Source organism: uncultured Roseovarius sp. (assembly GCF_913054395.1).
Classification (GTDB): Bacteria; Pseudomonadota; Alphaproteobacteria; order Rhodobacterales; family Rhodobacteraceae; genus Roseovarius.
On record NZ_CAJXIP010000074.1, the window covers coordinates 1 to 17,280 of the forward strand.

Here is a 17,280-nt window from a genome sequence, read left to right on the forward strand (position 1 = left end):
TCCAGGCCTGCCTTGACCTCTTCGAGAATACGTTTTGCCTCGGAGCCCTGAAGTTTCTGGATGTCGTCCTGATATTTCAGGATAGCGCCCAAAGTGTCGGCAATCACCTCCGGACTCAGGCTGATGACATCGAGAGCCAGCAGGCATTTCGCCCAGTCGATGGTTTCCGCCACGCCGGGTTTCTTGAACAGATCCTCGGTGCGCAGGGCCTGAACAAAGGCAACCACTTCGCGCGAGAGCTGATCGGCGGCCTCGGGGGCGCGGGCCTGAAGTATCTCTATCTCGCGCTCGAAGGTCGGGTAATCGACCCAATGATAAAGGCAGCGCCGCTTGAGCGCATCATGCACCTCGCGCGTGCGGTTCGAGGTCAGGATCACGATTGGCGGTTCGGGCGCGTGGATCGTGCCGAGTTCCGGGATTGTGACCTGGAAATCCGAAAGTGCCTCGAGCAGGAAGGCCTCGAAGGGTTCGTCAGTGCGGTCGATCTCGTCGATAAGCAGGACCGGAGCACCGCCCGCCTGGGGGCGCATCGCCTGCAGCAGCGGACGTTCAACCAGGTATTCCTCGGTGAACAACTCGTCCTTGAGGTGGCTGCGGTCCACCCCGCCTGCGGCTTCGGCGGTGCGGATGGCGATCATCTGTTCGGCGAAATTCCATTCATAGACCGCACTTGAGACATCAAGCCCCTCGTAACATTGCAACCGGATCAGGCGACGCCCGAGGGCGGCTGCGATGGCCTTGGCGATCTCGGTCTTGCCGGTTCCGGCCTCGCCTTCGAGAAACAGGGGACGCCCCAGGGCCAGCGCCAGGAATGTGACCGTGCCAAGGCCGCGCCCGCAGATATAATTCTGAGTTGCCAGAAGGTCCTGAACCGCGTCGATGGATGTTGGGTTTTGCACGTAGGCTCTCCGCGTGGTTGCGTGTCAGGTCAAGAACTGCATGGGCGCGGTGGTGCGGTCAAGGGCAAGGCCATGAGGCAATCTTGGCAAATCCCCCGGAATACCCTTGGATTTTCCAAAGTTTTGCCCAAGTTCGCGCCCATGTTACCTTAACGAAGCCGCATCCAAGTGGCCGACTATGAGTTAGGTAAGAGCAGATATGCAAGACAGCGCCCAGATTTTTGACGCCGATCTTTCCGGCCTTGGCTGGGCTGACTGGTGTGAACGCGTCAATGATCTGGCGGGCGAGGATGGGTATTGCGAACCTCTGGGCACGCGCCACGCGGCCGTTCTGGTGGAACGCAAGCCGATCCTGCTGGTGACATTTGAAGACCATCAGAAGCTGACCGAGCTTTCCCCGCAGGCGCAGCCGTTTGGCTGGAGCATGGCAAAGACGCTTGGCTGGTCGCATCTTTGCGTGATCAGCGATGGCGATACCTGGTTTCGGGATCGCCGGGTCTATGGTTATTTCGACCGCCTTATCGACGACGGGTTCTTTGACGATTTCGACCAGGTGATCTTTTACGGCGCAGGGCCATGCGGTTATGCGGCCGCCGCGTTTTCGGTGGCCTCCCCGGGGGCCAAGGTCCTGATCATCTCGCCGCAGGCAACGCTCGATCCGCGTGTGGCGGAATGGGATGACCGATATATTCACATGCGCCGCACCAGTTTTGATGATCGTTATGGCTATGCTCCCGATATGCTTGACGCGGCTGAAAGCGCCGTCTTGCTCTATGATCCCGAGATCGAGCTTGACGCCATGCATGCGGCGCTCTTCACGCGGCCCAATGTCATGCGGTTTCGGACCCGCTATCTTGGCTATCGGATCGAATCGAGCCTGATGCGCATCGGGATGGCCCCTCGGGTTCTGGCCCAAATGAGCACGGGCAAGCTCAGCCGATTGAGCCTTGCGCGGCTGTTTCGGGCGCGCCGCGACGATAGCCCTTACCTCTTCAGTCTGCTGCAACGGCTGATGACGGATCAGCGCGATATCCTGACGGTGATGCATTGCCGCCGCGCGCTTGATCGCAAGGTCGGCGGGCCGCGCTTTCGCAAGGCCCTTCATCTCGCCGAGACCCGGCTTGACGAACGTGCAGCCGGCTCCGAGACCTGAACGCCAGCCCCACATCAGCCTCTGGTCTTGACGCTCGCGATTGTGTAATGCCTGCGGCATGAGCCAAACCCTGACCCTCCGCCGCCCCGACGATTGGCACCTGCATCTGCGCGATGGCGCCATGTTGCGCGCCGTCCTGCCCGAAACCACGCGCCATTTCGGCCGGGCGATCATCATGCCCAACCTGGTACCACCCGTGGTCACCGGTGCCGACGCGCGCGCCTATCGCGACCGGATCATGGCCGCCCTTCCGCAAGGGACCGATTTCACGCCGCTGATGACGCTTTACCTGACCGAGGAAACCGACCCCGAAGATGTCGCCGCTGCCCATGCAAGCGGCCTCATTTCCGCGGTCAAACTCTACCCGGCAGGCGCCACGACCAATTCCGCCAGCGGCGTGCGCGACTTTGACAAGGTGCGCGGCGTACTGGAAAAGATGGCCGAGATCGGCCTGCCGCTCTGCGTGCATGGCGAGGTGACCGATCCCGAGGTGGATATCTTTGACCGCGAGGCAGTGTTCATCGACCGCGTCCTTGATCCGGTGCGGCGCGCCACGCCGGGGCTGCGCGTTGTGATGGAACATATCACCACCGCCAACGGGGTGGATTATGTCAAAGCCAATGACCGCGATCTCGGCGCGACCATCACCACCCATCACCTGATCATCAACCGCAACCACATCCTCGTGGGTGGGATCAAACCGCATTATTACTGCCTGCCGGTCGCCAAGCGCGAAACCCACCGCCTTGCCCTGCGTGCCGCCGCCACGTCAGGGGACGCACGCTTTTTCCTTGGTACGGATAGTGCGCCGCATACCGATGCGCTCAAGGAAAACGCCTGCGGCTGCGCGGGCTGCTTCACGGCCACGAACACCCTGTCGATCCTCGCCCATGCCTTTGAACAGGACGGCGCCCTGGATCGGCTCGAGGGCTTCACCTCTCTGAACGGCCCGGCCTTTTACGGGCTGCCCGCCAATGAGGCACGGCTGACCCTGACCAAAACCGACGCCGCCGTCACCTACCCCGACAAGATCGCCACCGATGATGGCCCGGTCACGGTTTTTGACCCCGGCTTTGCACTGCACTGGAGTGTCAGCTGATCTTCTTCTTGCTCCAAATATCCTCGCCGAAGGCATGAAAACTCTTTGGTGCGGCCCCCGCGAAAAAGGACCACGCGCATGATACCCTCCTCCTATCCCTCGCCCCAGGACATGGCCCGCCTGAGCGCGCGCATGCTTTTGGAAATCAAGGCCGTGCATTTCAACGCGGACGAACCGTTCACCCTCGCCTCGGGCCTGCCCTCGCCGACCTATATCGACTGTCGCAAGCTGATAAGCTATCCGCGCATCCGCTCGACATTGATGGATTTCCTGACGGTCACCGTCATGCGCAATGCCGGCTTCGAGGCCTTCGACAATATCGCCGGGGGCGAGACTGCCGGCATCCCCTTCGCCGCCCTCGTGGCCGAGCGGATGTCCCTGCCGATGACCTACGTGCGCAAAAAGCCCAAGGGCTATGGCCGCAATGCCCGTATCGAGGGTGCCATGTCCGAGGGCGAGCGCGTGCTGCTGGTCGAGGATCTTACCACCGATGGCGGCTCGAAGCTCAGCTTCGTTGATGCGATCCGCGAGACCGGGGCGACCTGCGCCCACACCGCGGTGATCTTCTATTACGGCATCTTCCCGGAAACCGAAAAAACCCTCGGCGATCATGGCGTCACGCTGCATCATCTGTGCACATGGTGGGACGTGCTGGCTGAGGCCCGCGATCAGGGCGCCTTCGACAGCTCCACGCTGGACGCGGTCGAATCCTTTCTCAACGATCCCCGCGCCTGGCAGGCCGCGCGCCGCTGAGTCGCACCCTCCCGGAAGCGCGCGATGACAGGCAAATTAAAATGACATTGCGTCATCCTTGCCACGCGCGCCGGGCGCCGGCGGCAAAGTCACACCACATGTTGTGTAAATTGAAAAAACATAAAGCAATATGTATCCCCCTGTGATATCCACAGGGTATCCACAGAGATATACAAATTGCGCGCCCGCGTGAGGCAAATGTATGAACTAATCCCAAGGCAGGCAGGGGATCAGCATGAACGAAATCGCAGCATTCAACGCCACCGGAGCCGAGGTTCAGGCGGCCGACACCATGCCCCATTCGATCGAGGCCGAGCAACAGCTATTGGGCGCGATCCTGACCAATAACGATGTCTACGACCGTATCGCCCAGATCATCGGGGCGCAGCATTTCTATGACCCGGTGCATGCACGCATCTACGAGGTCGCCGCGGCGCGGATTGCCAAGAACAACCTTGCCTCGCCGGTGACGCTGCGCGCGTTTCTCGAAGACGACGAAGGCCTCAAGGAACTTGGCGGCCCGGCCTATCTTGCGCGCCTTGCGGGGGCTGCGATCTCGACCTTTGCGGTACGTGACTATGCGCGGATGATCTATGATCTTGCGATCCGGCGCGAGTTGATTGCGCTTGGCCACGAGATCGCGGGCAAGGCCGCGCGCGTCGATGTCGACAGCGAACCGAAGGAACAGATCGTCGAGGCCGAGCAGGCGCTCTATCAGCTTGCCGAACAGGGCCAGACCGAAACCGGCTTTCAATCCTTCCTGCGTGCCGTCACCGATGCGGTCAATGTCGCCAACGCCGCCTATCAGCGCGAAGGCGGTCTGGCGGGCATTTCGACCGGGCTTATAGATATGGATGGCAAATTGGGCGGGCTTCACAAATCCGACCTTCTGATTCTTGCCGGGCGCCCGTCGATGGGCAAGACCTCGCTGGCCACCAACATCGCCTTCAACGTCGCCAAGGCCTATAAGCGTGGCACCCTGCCCGACGGCACCGAAGGCGCCGTTGACGGCGGCGTGGTCGGTTTTTTCAGCCTCGAGATGAGCGCCGAACAGCTGGCAGGCCGGGTTCTGGCCGAGGCCTCGGAAATCTCGTCGCACAAGATCCGCCAGGGCGATATGGACGAGACCGAGTTCCGCCGCTTTGTCGAGGCGGCCAAAACGCTTGAATCCTGTCCGCTGTTCATCGACGACACCGCCGCCATTCCGATTTCGCAACTGGCCGCGCGGGCGCGTCGCCTGAAGCGAACCCACGGGCTTGACCTTCTGATCGTCGATTACCTTCAGCTGGTGCGCGGCAGCTCGGACAACCGGGTGCAGGAAATCGGCGAGATTTCGATGGGGCTCAAGGCGATTGCCAAAGAGCTCAACATCCCGGTCATCGCCCTGTCACAGCTTTCACGCCAGGTGGAATCGCGCGAGGACAAACGCCCACAGCTTAGCGACCTGCGTGAATCCGGCTCAATCGAACAAGACGCCGACGTGGTCATGTTCGTGTTCCGCGAGGAATATTACAAAGAGCGCGAAAAGCCCGGCGATCACGAGATGGAAAAGATGGCCGAGTGGCAGGAAGCCATGTCGCGGCTGCATGCCAAGGCCGAGGTCATCATCGGCAAGCAACGCCATGGCCCCATCGGCACGGTCGAGCTTAGCTTTGAGGCGCAGTTCACGCGCTTTGGCAATCTGGTCAAGGCCTGGCAACAAAACGCCGGACAGGACTTTTAAACCGGCGCCAATACTGCCTTTTCCGCAGCCGCGTTTTGATTTATGCGCAGCCCCATGCCCAGATACGCCTTCAAAGTCGAATATAACGGTGCCCCCTTCGTGGGCTGGCAACGCCAACCTGACCACCCTTCGGTGCAGGGCGCCATCGAGGCCGCCCTGGCCAGGATCGAACCCGGCCCCCATACCATTGCCTCTGCCGGGCGCACCGATGCGGGCGTCCACGCCTATGCGCAGGTCGCACATTGCGACCTTGCCCGCGACTGGAGTACGTTTCGCCTGAGCGAGGCGGTGAATTTCCATCTCAAGCCGCAGCCGATTGCGATTGTCGGATGCAAGCGGGTCGCCGAGGACTGGCATGCCCGGTTTTCCGCAACCGAGCGGCGCTATGTGTTTCGTGTTTTGGTGCGCCGCCCGCCCGTCACCCACGAGCGCGGTCTGGTCTGGCAGGTGCTGCGGCCGCTTGACGTCGAGGCGATGCGCGAGGGCGCGGCGCATCTCATCGGCTTGCATGACTTCACGACATTCCGCTCGACCATCTGTCAGGCGGCCAGCCCGGTCAAAACCCTGAACGCCATCGAGATCGAGGAAATTCCTCTCGCGCTTGGCTCGGAGGTGCGGTTTCATCTGCGCGCGCGCTCGTTCCTGCACAATCAGGTCCGCAGCATCGTCGGCACGCTGGAACGGGTCGGCGCCGGGTCATGGGCCCCCGATCAGGTGCACGAGGCGCTGCTTGCATGCGACCGCGCCGCCTGTGGTCCGGTCGCCCCGCCCCACGGGCTTTACCTGGCCGGGGTCGAATACGACGACAACCCCTTCGCCTGAGCCGCGCAACCGGTTGCGTTTTCGCTTTGATCTTGGCGCAAGGCCGCGCTAGAAGCCGGTTCAGCGGTCCCGTAGCTCAACTGGATAGAGCACCTGACTTCTAATCAGGATGTTGGGGGTTCGAGTCCTCCCGGGATCGCCAATTAGACCGTATTGCCAAGGAGCCATCCACCTCGTCCGCTAAGGGCTGGTCACGACGTCGGCTCTTTAATACCAGAACGGGATCAATGCTGCGCCACCGCATGGCGGCAAAGAGCCCGCAGTTACCAACAGCGCAACGCCTTTCCAAAGGAACATGGCATTCTCATTTTTTAGAGAAACGTGTTATGGGTTCTCAGAAAAGGATGCCCGTCATGCAAGAGATACAACCGGAACTACCTCGCTATCGCTGGGTCGTTGTCTCGGCCTCCGCACTGATTCTGGCACTTGCACTGGGCTCGATCGTCAATGGTATGTCGGCCTATGTCGTGCCGCTCGAAGAGTTGCACGGCTGGGCTCGTGCAGAGGTGTCGCTCATCAATGTTTCCGGGATAATGGGGCTCGCGTTTGGCGGCCTTCTGATGGGAAGCATTGCGGACCGGTTCGGTGCCCGGATTGTGGTTTTGGCCGGTAGTACGGTCATGGGTATCTCCTATCTTACCGCATCCTTGGCGGATCAGCTCTGGCAATACTATTTACTAATGTTCATTGCCGGTTTCTTCGGTGCGGCCGGAATATTCGCGCCAATAATGGCACTCGTAGGCAAGTGGTTTCCAATTGGTGCAGGCCTTGCGATCGGCATCGCATCTGCTGGGCAGGCCCTTGGCCAAGGGTTCGTGCCATTCGGCTCGGCAATCCTGATCAATGAAATGGGCGTTTCCGGCGCGCTTGCGGTCACTGGAGGGCTCATGCTGATCATGCTGCTTCCCCTGGCGGCCCTGTTGCGACCCGTCGTTCTTCCAAAGACAGGACAGGGTGCAGCAGACGCAGAGAAAAATTATCCCCCAATCCGGCTTGTTGTGCCGATGATGTGTCTCGCAATATTGCTCTGCTGTACGTGCATGTCGGTCCCCCTTATGCACCTCGTGCCACACATCCAGGGACGTGGATACTCGGCTGATCAGGCCGGTGGTGTCATCTTCCTTATGCTCATGGTTGGCATTGTCGGACGTGTGGCCTTTGGTAAGCTGGCCGACGTGATTGGCGCCATACCCGCCTACATGACGGCGACTGCTTGGATGACGCTATTGATCTATGGCTTCATTCTAATCAACGACCTGTCCACATTTTACCTATACGCTCCGATTTACGGTTTCGGTTATGCAGGGGTTATGACGGGTGTTCTCGCGACTGTCGCGGCCCATACTCCCCCCTCACGTCGTGGCTTTGCGATGGGGGTTGTCACCATGTTCGGCTGGTTTGGCCACGCTAATGGCGGCGGGCTCGGCGGCTATCTTTACGACATAACCGGCGGATACGCAGCCGCCTACGGTTTGGCAGCTTTGGCTGGGGTGCTGAACTTGTTGGTCGTTGCGGTGCTATATTGGAAAATACGTGGACCAGGCGCCGCAAGCCCGGTGGCAGCCTAATGTGACAGCGGATAAGTCCCACTCTGCCGTCGTTCTCCTCCGAAGATGCTGCACGATCGATCGACGTCCGGTTCGACGGGCTGCACCGCGGCGGCGGCAATGCAGGCGAATGACTGGATTGGGCCGCTCGCGGTATTCCGCGTCAACGGGGCTTATTCTGTTGAAAAACGCGTTCTTGATTGAGGCGTGTTGTGCTGATTCAGTTCTGCCGATGGGCCGGAGGATTGGCGATGATGGGACCACGGCAGGAGGCGCAATCGGCGTTGTTCTACGAGTGCCCGCCTGAGGATAACGTCCCGCAAGACCACCTGCTTCGACCCATCGACCGGTTCGTCGACCTGAGAAGCATCCGTTCCCATCTTGCAGATTTCTATAGCCACACCGGCCGACCCTCCATCGATCCCGAGTTGCTGATGCGCCAAGCGATCAATCCGGCTGGCAGAGGTCGGATCGAGCACGACCATGCTGGATAGGGTGAAGGCCAGGGTCGATCCGCACCCCGAACGCCTGATCGCGGATACGGCTTACGGCACTCGCAATCGACGCTATAAATTATAATACAATAAAATCAATATTTTACCGCCAACACCTCACATGGCAAAGCTGTGAATCGCGCATTCATATGCCCCGTTGGCACCTCTTTTGTGCCGTCAGGGATGCTTGGCTGTTGCGTCGGGGAATTGGCCGAGGGCGCGGCCCCTCTCGTGATGGCGCATCATATCGTGATGCGCCAGACACCTTTAAGAGTTTGATTTTCCGCCGCCCTCTTGTCACAACTAGGCAACCGATCCATAGGGAGACGGATATGCGGCCCCTAATGTTTGCCGCTTTGGCATCTGGCCTGCTTTTTGCAGGTGCGTCCCTGGTCGGGGCCGAACCGACCGGCACGTTTCGCCATGCCCATAATGTCGGGTTTGGCGCCCATTCAAGCCTTGATCCCGCCTCCAAAGGGCGGGTGCTTCAGATCATCGAGAAAATCCAGAGCCGCCTTGTACGTCCCGGACGCGGCGGCAAACCCGCGCCCGACCTTGCCACGCGGTGGGAACCCGACGAGACCGGCACGGTCTGGACCTTTCATTTGCGCGAAAATGTACGCTTTCATGACGGAAGCGCCTTTGATGCGGGCGATGTGGTCTATTCCCTCAAGCGGGTGATCGACCCTGACCAGGGCAGCCCGGCGCGCGCCGCCGTCAGGATGATCGAAACCATCGAGGCGATTGACCCTTTGACCGTGCGCATGACGCTGACCTCGACCTTTGCCGATCTGCCACTGCAACTTATGGACCCGCGCCTGCGGATGATCCCCGAGGGGTCGGGCGACAGTGTGGCCGGAACAGGTATTGGCACCGGCCCCTTTCAGGTCGAGAAATTCGACCCCGACGGCATCACCATCCTGACCGCCAATGCGGACTACTGGGAAGGCCCCCCCGCCCTTGCACGGATCGAGGTAATTGGCGTGCCGGATGCTCAGGCGCGGCTTCAGGCGTTTCTAAGCGGGCAACTGGACATGGAGCGCGGAATCGTGCCGCTTTTGCGCCGCGCCCTTGATCAATCGCTGCGCTATCAATTGCTTGAAATCCCGACCGGCAACTGGATGGGGCTTATCTTCCGTACAGATGTGGCGCCGTTCGATGATGTCCGGGTGCGCCGCGCGTTGCGCCTGAGCGTGGATCGTGACGAGATGCTCAAGCTTGCGCTTGATGGCGGCGGGGTGGTGTCCTGCGACACGCCGGTCGCCCCGCATGACCAATACCGTGCAGACATGACCTGTCCGCGCGACCTGGAGCGCGCACGCGCGCTCTTGGCCGAGGCGGGCTATCCCGACGGGATTGATATCGAAGTGAATGTTTCGTCGCTCGACCAGTCCTGGCCGCTGATCGGTGTCACCTTTCAGGATCAGGCCGCCGCCGCCGGAATTCGCGTCACCTTGGTGAATGCGGCCGCGGATGGCTATTGGTCGAACGTCTGGATGAAAAAGGATGCCTTCACCACAAGCTGGGGCGAACGCCCCGCCGATCAGGCGCTGAACGAGGCGTTTCATTCAACCGCCAAGTGGAACGAAAGCCACTACCACGACAGCGAATTTGATGCGCTCTTGACCAAGGCCCGCGCCGAGCTTGATTTTGGCAAACGGCGCGCGCTTTACGTGGCGGCGCAGAAACGGCTGCGCGAGACTTCGGGCTCACTTATCCCGTTTCATGTGACCCAGCTTGTCGTGCTGTCCAACCGGGTGACTCATTTCGATCCGGTCCCCAATGACGCCCTGCGATGGCATCTTGTAAGCGTGGTGGATTAGGCGACGCCTTTAATAGGTGCCCGCCACATATTTCGCTATCGCCCCGCCGCGCGAATTGACGTCAAGCTTTTGATAGATCGCCTTGAGGTAATATTTCACCGTGTTCTCCGACAGGCCCAGCCGGGCGGAAATCTGAAAGTTCGTCAGCCCATCCACCAGAAGCCCGAGTATTTCATGCTCGCGTCGGGTCAGGGCGTCGGACTGTTCACCGGTCAGCCGCTTGAGAACCTCAATCGGCAGGATGCTGTGGCCCTCGATCAGGTGGCCCAGAATGCGCGGCAGGCTGGTGAGGATCTGGCTCATCATGCAGACGCCATGCACGCCGGCCTTGATCGCCGTGCGGATAAAGGCAAACTCGGTTTCCTCGGCGACCACGACCACAAGAACGCGGGCGTAATCGCGCCGCAACATATCCAGAACGCGCGCAAGATCGGCGTCGGCAAGGCGCACCCCAAGCACCACGATCACCTGTCCCGGCCGCTCTGAGAGAGCCTTGCGCAGGCTTGCCATATCGGTGGCAAAGGGGCCGAGACACACCTCGGGGATCTGCGCCACGAGCGAGCCAAGCCCCTGGCAGACAATCAATTGCCGGTCGGCGACGATCACGTCAGGGGATATGTGTTTGGTCTCTGTCATAGGGTCATTATTCACAATCCGGCGTCTGCCCAACTTGAGGATTACGACACAAAGACACCGGAACCCGATGAAATCAAACAAAAATTCAGCATGCAACCGCATGCCGGGGGTGGCATCTGCGGGTAGTGCACCCTACCCGGAAGGGGCCGAATTCCCCCGCGCAGTCACGCATTTCCATGCGCGCGGGGATTACCCGGTGTCGTCATTCCTGGCGATACTGGGGGAAATCAGAGGAGGACTCCCATGAACGGCAACCCGCATCTTTTCATCCCCGGCCCGACCAATGTGCCCGACGTTGTCCGGCGCGCCATGAACATCCCGATGGAGGACATGCGCGCCCCCGATTTCGCGGATTTCGTGATCCCGCTTCTGAGCGATCTCAAGAAGGTGTTCCGCCAGACAACCGGGCGCGTCTTTGTCTATCCGACCTCGGGCACCGGCGCCTGGGAGGCGGCAATCACCAACACGCTCAATACCGGCGACCGGGTCTTGATGTCGCGCTTTGGCCAGTTCTCGACACTTTGGGTCGATATGGCCGAACGGCTTGGCCTTGAGGTGGACGTCTGCGAGGCCGAATGGGGCAAGGGCGTGCCGCTTGACGACTATGCCGCGCGGCTTGCCGCCGACAAGGACCACAAGATCAAGGCAGTTTTTGCCACCCATAACGAGACAGCGACCGGCGTCACCTCGGATATTGCGGGTATTCGCGCGGCACTTGAGGCCACCGGCCACCCTGCCCTGTTGTTCGTCGATGGCGTAAGCTCGATCGGGTCGATCAAATTCGAAATGGAAAAATGGGGCGTCGATCTTGCGGTTGCCGGCTCGCAAAAGGGCTTTATGCTACCGGCCGGTCTTGGTCTTTTGGCGGTGAGCGACAAGGCGCTCGACGCCCATGAAAATGCCAGAATGGCCCGCTGTTATTTCAGCTTCGCGGACATGATCAAGCTGAACGATACCGGCTATTTCCCCTATACCCCGGCGACCCAGCTTTTGCGCGGGCTTGGGGTGTCGGTCGATATGCTGCTTGAGGCGGGCATGGAAAGCGTCTGGGAACGCCATCACCGCCTCGCCAGCGGCGTCCGCCGCGCGGTGGAACAGTGGCAGGGCTGTCGCCTTGTTGCGCACGGACCTGAATGGCATTCCGACACCGTGTCGGCGATCTATACGCCCGAGGGTACGGATGCGCGTCACGTGATCGAGACCGCCTATCACAAATACCAGACCTCACTTGGCTCAGGTCTTGCCGTGCTGGCCGGTCGGGCATTTCGGATCGGGCATCTTGGCTCGCTCAACCCGGTGATGCTCTGCGGGGCGCTCTCGGCGGCGGAAATGGCGCTTGTCGATGCCGGGGTTGCGATCGAACCCGGTGCCGGGGTTGCCGCTGCACAGGAATACTTCCGTGCCACCACCCCGCCGGTTCAGAAATCCGCCGCCACGGCCCGCGCCGCATAAGCCCCGAGAAAGGATCATATGCCATGAGTTACACCCTGCACCCGCTGAAAAAGCAACGTCTGCAACGCTCGGAACTGGCCGTGCCCGGCTCTAACCCGACAATGATCGAAAAGGCCGCCGAGTCGGATGTCGATTATATCTTTCTCGACCTCGAAGATGCCGTCGCCCCGCCCGACAAGGTTCAGGCGCGCTCCAACATCATTCAGGCGCTCAACGATATCGACTGGAAGGCCAAGGGCAAGACCATGTCGATCCGCATCAACGGCCTTGATACCCATTACATGTATCGCGACGTGGTCGAGATCGTGGAACAGGCCGGTCAGCACCTCGATACGATCCTTGTGCCCAAGGTCGGCGTGCCCGGCGATCTTTACACCGTCGAAACCATGGTCAGCCAGATAGAAACCGCCATGGGCTTTACCCATCAGATCGGCCTTGAGGCGCTGATCGAAACCGCGCTTGGCATGGCCAATGTCGAGGCGATTGCCGCCACGCCCGGTCGCCTTGAGGCGCTGCATTTCGGGGTGGCCGATTACGCCGCCTCGAACCGGGCGCGTACCGTGGTCATTGGCGGGCTCAACCCCGATTATCCGGGCGATCAGTGGCACTTTGCCCTGAGCCGGATGACCGTGGCCTGCCGCGCCTTCGGCCTGCGCGCCATCGACGGCCCGTTTGGCGACTTCAACGATCCCGACGGCTATATCCTGTCGGCGAAACGCGCCGCGGCGCTTGGGATCGAGGGCAAATGGGCGATCCATCCAAGCCAGATCGCCCTTGCCAACGAGGTCTTCTCGCCCCCCGAGGCCGAAGTGACCCGCGCCCATCGCATCATCGAAGAGCTAAAAAAGGCCGAAGCCGAGGGCCGCGGTGCCGCAAGCCTTGATGGCAAGATGATCGACGCCGCCAGCGAACGCATGGCCCGCAACGTGCTTACGGTGGCCGAGGCCATCGCCGCCCAAGGCTAAGGAGGACAGACAATGGATATTCACGAATTTCAGGCCAAGGAACTGCTCAAGCGGTTCGGCGTCAACGTGCCGCGCGGCGGTATCGCCTATAGCCCCGAACAGGCCGTCTATCGCGCCAGCGAGCTTTCGGGTGACAAATGGGTGGTCAAGGCCCAGATCCATTCGGGCGCACGCGGCAAGGCGGGCGGCGTGCGGATCTGTTCGGATGAAAGAGAGATCAGCGAGGCCGCGCAATGGATGCTGGGCCGCATGCTTGTCACCCATCAGACCGGACCGCAGGGCAAACTTGTGAGCCGCCTTTACGTCGAAGAGGCCACCAAGATCGCCCAGGAAATCTATCTTGGCTTTGTTCTGGACCGCAAAGAGGAGCGGGTCGTCGTCGTCGCCTCGGCGCAGGGCGGCATGGAAATCGAGGATATCTCGGCCAACGAACCGGATTCGATCATCCGCTCGGTGGTCGACCCGGCGGTCGGCATGCAGGCCTTTCAGGCCCGCGAGATCGCCTTTTCGCTCGGGCTTGACCCGGCGCTTATCCCGCAGGCGGTCAAGACCATCACCGGCTGTTACCGCGCGATGGCAGAGCTTGACGCGAACATGGTCGAGATCAACCCCCTTGTGGTGACACAGAGCGGCGAGATCATGGCGCTGGATGCCAAGATGTCGTTTGACGACAACGCGCTTTACCGCCGCCCCGAGATCTCTGAGCTGCGTGACAAGAGCCAGGAGGATTCCCGCGAAACCTTCGCCGAGGATCGCGGGCTTGCCTATATCGGGCTCGACGGCGAAATCGGCTGTATTGTCAATGGCGCAGGGCTTGCGATGGCGACGCTCGACATGATCAAGATGTCCGGTGGCGAGCCTGCCAACTTTCTGGATGTCGGCGGCGGCGCCTCGCCGGAACGTGTGCTGATGTCGTTCAAGGCGGTTCTCAATGATCGCAACGTCGAGGCGATCCTGGTCAACATCTTTGCTGGCATCAACCGCTGCGACTGGATCGCCGAGGGCGTCATCCGCGCCTATAAGGAGCTTGACCTGCGCATGCCGCTGGTGGTGCGCCTGTCGGGCACAAATGTCGAAGAGGGCCGCAAGATCATCACCGAAAGCGGCCTGCCGATCATCACCGCCGAGACCCTCGCCGAGGCCGCCGAACTGGTGGTGAACGCCTGGAAAGACACGAAACCCGCGCAAAAAGGGGCTGCATGATGGCCATTCTCATTGATAAATCGACCCGCGTTCTTGTGACCGGCCTGACCGGGCGCATCGGCAGCTTTCACACCCAGGACATGATCGCCCATGGCACCAATGTGGTGGGCGGCGTGACCCCCGGCAAGGGCGGCACCAAGCATGATGGCCTGCCTGTTTTCAACACCGTCAAGGGGGCCGTGGCCGAGACCGGCGCCGATCTTGTGATCTGTTTCGTCCCGCCGCCCTTTGCCGCGGATTCGATCATGGAGGCCGCCGATGCGGGGATCAAAACCTGTGTCTGCATCGCCGATGGCATCCCGGCGCAGGACATGATCAAGGTCAAACGCTATATGCGCCGCTACAAGGCCGAAAAGCGGATGCGCCTGATCGGGCCGAACTGTGCCGGGATCATCACCCCCGGTGAGGCCTTTGCCGGGCTGATGCCGCCTTCGATCTACCTGCCGGGGCGGATCGGGATCGTCGGACGCTCGGGCACGCTTGGGTACGAGGCCGCCAGCCAGATGAAAGAGCGCGGCATCGGGGTATCAACCTCGGTCGGGATTGGCGGCGATCCGATCAACGGGTCAAGCTTTCGCGACGTGCTTGAGCTTTTCGAGAACGATCCCGACACCGACGCCGTGGTCATGGTCGGCGAGATCGGTGGCCCGCAAGAGGCCGAAGCGGCGGCCTATATCCGCGATCACATGACCAAGCCCGTGGCGGCCTATGTGGCCGGTCTCTCGGCGCCCAAGGGACGGCGCATGGGGCATGCAGGCGCGATCGTGTCGGCCTTTGGCGAATCGGCCCAGGAAAAGGTCGAGATCCTGTCAGAGGCCGGTGTGACCATCGTGCCGACGCCCTCGTCCTTTGGCGGGGTGGTCGAAAAGATGGTCGCCTGATCCGGGTCGGGGCGGTGTCGCGCCGGGCCTTGCAGTCCGGTGCCGAACCGCCCTACCCTCTGGCGGACATCAACCGACAGGATACGCCATGCGCGCCGCTCTTTTGACCCACTATAACACCCCCGTCGAAGTCAAGGATGTGCCCGACCCTGCCTGTCCGGTCGACGGCGCGATTATCGCCGTGCGCGCCTGCGGCGTCTGCCGCTCGGACCACCATGCCTGGAAAGGCGCCGACCCGGATGTGGTATTGCCGCATGTGATGGGCCATGAGTTTGCCGGTGAAGTCATTGAAACCGGGGCCGAATGTCACCGCTTTCGCACCGGCGACCGGGTGACGGCCCCATTTGTTCTTGGCTGTGGCTCCTGTCCTGACTGTCGCGGTGGCGAGCCGACGATTTGCAACCATCAAGAGGTGATCGGCTTTACCCAATGGGGGGCCTTTGCCGAACGCCTTGCCATTCCGCGCGCCGATTTCAACCTTGTGCGGCTGCCCGAGGCGATGGATTACGCCGTGGCCGCCGGCATGGGCTGCCGCGTCACCACGTCATTCCGCGCCGTTGTAGATCGCGCGAAAATTCAGCCGGGGGAATGGCTTAGCGTGCATGGTTGCGGTGGTGTCGGCCTATCGGCAATCATGATCGGGGCGGCCCTGGGCGCACAGGTTCTGGCCGTCGATGTCAATCCCGAGGCACTTGCGATGGCGCGCGCGCTTGGGGCGAATGCGACGCTTGATGCCACTGCCCAGGATGACACCGGCACTGCGGTGCGTGATCTGACGGGGGGTGGCGCGCATGTATCGCTTGACGCCCTCGGGATCACGAATACCTTCCACAACTCTTTGAAAAGCCTTCGCAAAATGGGGCGCCATGTGCAGATCGGCATGCCGCTCGGGGCCCATGCAAGCCCCACGCTGCCGCTGTTGGAACTGGTCTATTCGCGCCAGATCACCCTGCATGGTACGCGCGGCATCGGTGCGGACCGGTTTTCTGCCCTGTTTGACATGATCAGCGCCGGGCGGCTTGCGCCCGAGCGTCTGGTCAGCAACCGCATCCCGCTTTCAGGTCTGGCCGAGGCGCTCTCGCGGATGGACAGCTATCAGGGTGCGGGCGTCACGGTGGTTGACCGGATGGACGCATAATCCAGATTGGAAATGCCCCGTAACTTACGAAAAAGCCGCGCCTTTTCAGGCGCGGCTCTGGTCTTTTGCAGTCAAAGGATCGCTTAGCCGACGAGTTCGAGACCCGAGAAGAAATAAGCGATTTCCTGAGCGGCGGTATCGGCGGCATCCGACCCGTGAACCGAGTTTTCGCCAACCGATTCGGCAAATTCGGCGCGCACGGTGCCGGGGGCTGCGTCGGCGGGGTTGGTGGCACCCATCACTTCGCGGTTTTTAGCGATTGCGCCTTCGCCTTCCAGAACCTGAACCACAACCGGGCCGGACGCCATGAAATCACACAGTTCGCCGTAAAACGGGCGCTCTTTGTGGACTTCGTAGAACACGCCAGCCTGTGCCGGGGTCAGCTGAATGCGCTTTTGTGCGACGATGCGCAGGCCGGCATCTTCGAACTTGGCATTGATCTTGCCGGTCAGGTTGCGTTTGGTTGCGTCGGGTTTGATGATGCTCAGCGTGCGTTCAACAGCCATTTCAGCCTCTTTTCAGTTAAAATCATCGATCAGGCCCCTTGCCCGACCGCTTTTGATCGCGGCCCCGATACCACGCGGACCGCGTCTTGAAAAGCCGCGATTGACGCGGGCGCGCGCATGCGGCATGCGGGGGCCATGTTGCGCATAAATGAAATATCCTATTCCGTCGCTGGTCGGGTGCTGATT

15 protein-coding genes, 1 tRNA gene and 1 pseudogene are annotated in these 17,280 nt (G+C 61.1%); 14 read left to right on the forward strand and 3 right to left on the reverse strand.

Translation table 11 applies throughout. From position 1 onward, the window contains the following. Positions 1 to 899: MoxR family ATPase (locus QZ522_RS11330; RefSeq protein WP_294611280.1), on the reverse strand; the 899-nt coding region annotated here is incomplete at its 3' end. Positions 900 to 1,098: 199 nt separating this feature from the next. On the opposite strand from QZ522_RS11330, the gene QZ522_RS11335 reads away from it, so the two are divergent. The 9 genes and pseudogenes from QZ522_RS11335 to QZ522_RS11375 all read left to right on the forward strand — a co-directional run bounded on the left by QZ522_RS11335 (position 1,099) and on the right by QZ522_RS11375 (position 10,313). Then, complete coding sequence (locus QZ522_RS11335) at positions 1,099 to 2,052, forward strand: phosphoadenosine phosphosulfate reductase (protein ID WP_294611283.1); 954 nt, start codon at positions 1,099 to 1,101, stop codon at positions 2,050 to 2,052. Positions 2,053 to 2,110: 58 nt separating this feature from the next. Beyond that, entirely contained in the window at positions 2,111 to 3,151 is a 1,041-nt protein-coding gene (pyrC, locus tag QZ522_RS11340) for a dihydroorotase (RefSeq protein WP_294611287.1), read from the forward strand. Positions 3,152 to 3,229: 78 nt separating this feature from the next. Continuing rightward, on the forward strand, positions 3,230 to 3,904 hold the full coding sequence (locus QZ522_RS11345) for an orotate phosphoribosyltransferase (RefSeq protein ID WP_294611290.1): 675 nt from the start codon (positions 3,230 to 3,232) through the stop codon (positions 3,902 to 3,904). Positions 3,905 to 4,139: 235 nt separating this feature from the next. Further along, entirely contained in the window at positions 4,140 to 5,627 is a 1,488-nt protein-coding gene (locus QZ522_RS11350) for a replicative DNA helicase (RefSeq protein ID WP_294611293.1), read from the forward strand. 54 nt (positions 5,628 to 5,681) lie between these two features. Beyond that, positions 5,682 to 6,449, forward strand: coding sequence for a tRNA pseudouridine(38-40) synthase TruA (gene truA, locus QZ522_RS11355; protein WP_294611295.1), 768 nt, complete (start codon positions 5,682 to 5,684; stop codon positions 6,447 to 6,449). A gap of 65 nt (positions 6,450 to 6,514) precedes the next feature. Beyond that, positions 6,515 to 6,591: transfer RNA gene (locus tag QZ522_RS11360), tRNA-Arg, on the forward strand. A gap of 85 nt (positions 6,592 to 6,676) precedes the next feature. Then, positions 6,677 to 8,017, forward strand: coding sequence for an MFS transporter (locus QZ522_RS11365; RefSeq protein ID WP_294611298.1), 1,341 nt, complete (start codon positions 6,677 to 6,679; stop codon positions 8,015 to 8,017). A 230-nt stretch (positions 8,018 to 8,247) separates the two neighbouring features. Continuing rightward, a pseudogene (locus tag QZ522_RS11370) lies at positions 8,248 to 8,436 on the forward strand (IS5/IS1182 family transposase); the annotation flags it as partial. Positions 8,437 to 8,822: 386 nt separating this feature from the next. Then, the gene (locus QZ522_RS11375) at positions 8,823 to 10,313 is read left to right on the forward strand and encodes an ABC transporter substrate-binding protein (RefSeq protein ID WP_294611302.1); all 1,491 of its coding nucleotides are present in this window, start codon (positions 8,823 to 8,825) and stop codon (positions 10,311 to 10,313) included. 9 nt (positions 10,314 to 10,322) lie between these two features. Here QZ522_RS11375 and QZ522_RS11380 read toward each other — a convergent pair whose 3' ends face one another. Then, on the reverse strand, positions 10,323 to 10,949 hold the full coding sequence (locus QZ522_RS11380; protein ID WP_294611305.1) for a response regulator transcription factor: 627 nt from the start codon (positions 10,947 to 10,949) through the stop codon (positions 10,323 to 10,325). 243 nt (positions 10,950 to 11,192) lie between these two features. Between QZ522_RS11380 and QZ522_RS11385 the strand changes: the two genes are divergently transcribed. The 5 genes from QZ522_RS11385 to QZ522_RS11405 all read left to right on the forward strand — a co-directional run bounded on the left by QZ522_RS11385 (position 11,193) and on the right by QZ522_RS11405 (position 16,588). Continuing rightward, the gene (locus QZ522_RS11385) at positions 11,193 to 12,401 is read left to right on the forward strand and encodes an aminotransferase class V-fold PLP-dependent enzyme (RefSeq protein WP_294611308.1); all 1,209 of its coding nucleotides are present in this window, start codon (positions 11,193 to 11,195) and stop codon (positions 12,399 to 12,401) included. Between the two features lie 23 nt (positions 12,402 to 12,424). Continuing rightward, positions 12,425 to 13,366 carry a CoA ester lyase gene (locus tag QZ522_RS11390; protein WP_294611311.1) on the forward strand — a complete coding sequence of 314 codons (942 nt, stop codon included), beginning with the start codon at positions 12,425 to 12,427 and terminating at the stop codon, positions 13,364 to 13,366. Between the two features lie 12 nt (positions 13,367 to 13,378). After that, positions 13,379 to 14,569: a malate--CoA ligase subunit beta gene (locus QZ522_RS11395; protein ID WP_294611314.1), complete on the forward strand. Its 1,191-nt coding sequence runs from the start codon at positions 13,379 to 13,381 to the stop codon at positions 14,567 to 14,569. Beyond that, on the forward strand, positions 14,569 to 15,450 hold the full coding sequence (sucD, locus tag QZ522_RS11400; protein WP_294611317.1) for a succinate--CoA ligase subunit alpha: 882 nt from the start codon (positions 14,569 to 14,571) through the stop codon (positions 15,448 to 15,450). The genes QZ522_RS11395 and sucD overlap by 1 nt, the downstream gene beginning before the upstream one ends. An 88-nt stretch (positions 15,451 to 15,538) precedes the next feature. Continuing rightward, the gene (locus QZ522_RS11405) at positions 15,539 to 16,588 is read left to right on the forward strand and encodes a zinc-dependent alcohol dehydrogenase family protein (protein ID WP_294611320.1); all 1,050 of its coding nucleotides are present in this window, start codon (positions 15,539 to 15,541) and stop codon (positions 16,586 to 16,588) included. An 83-nt stretch (positions 16,589 to 16,671) separates the two neighbouring features. On the opposite strand, the gene ndk is transcribed toward QZ522_RS11405, so the two are convergent. Continuing rightward, positions 16,672 to 17,094 (reverse strand): nucleoside-diphosphate kinase, encoded by a 423-nt coding sequence (gene ndk / locus QZ522_RS11410; RefSeq protein ID WP_294611323.1) that lies wholly within the window; start codon positions 17,092 to 17,094, stop codon positions 16,672 to 16,674. Between the last annotated feature and the right edge of the window lie 186 nt (positions 17,095 to 17,280).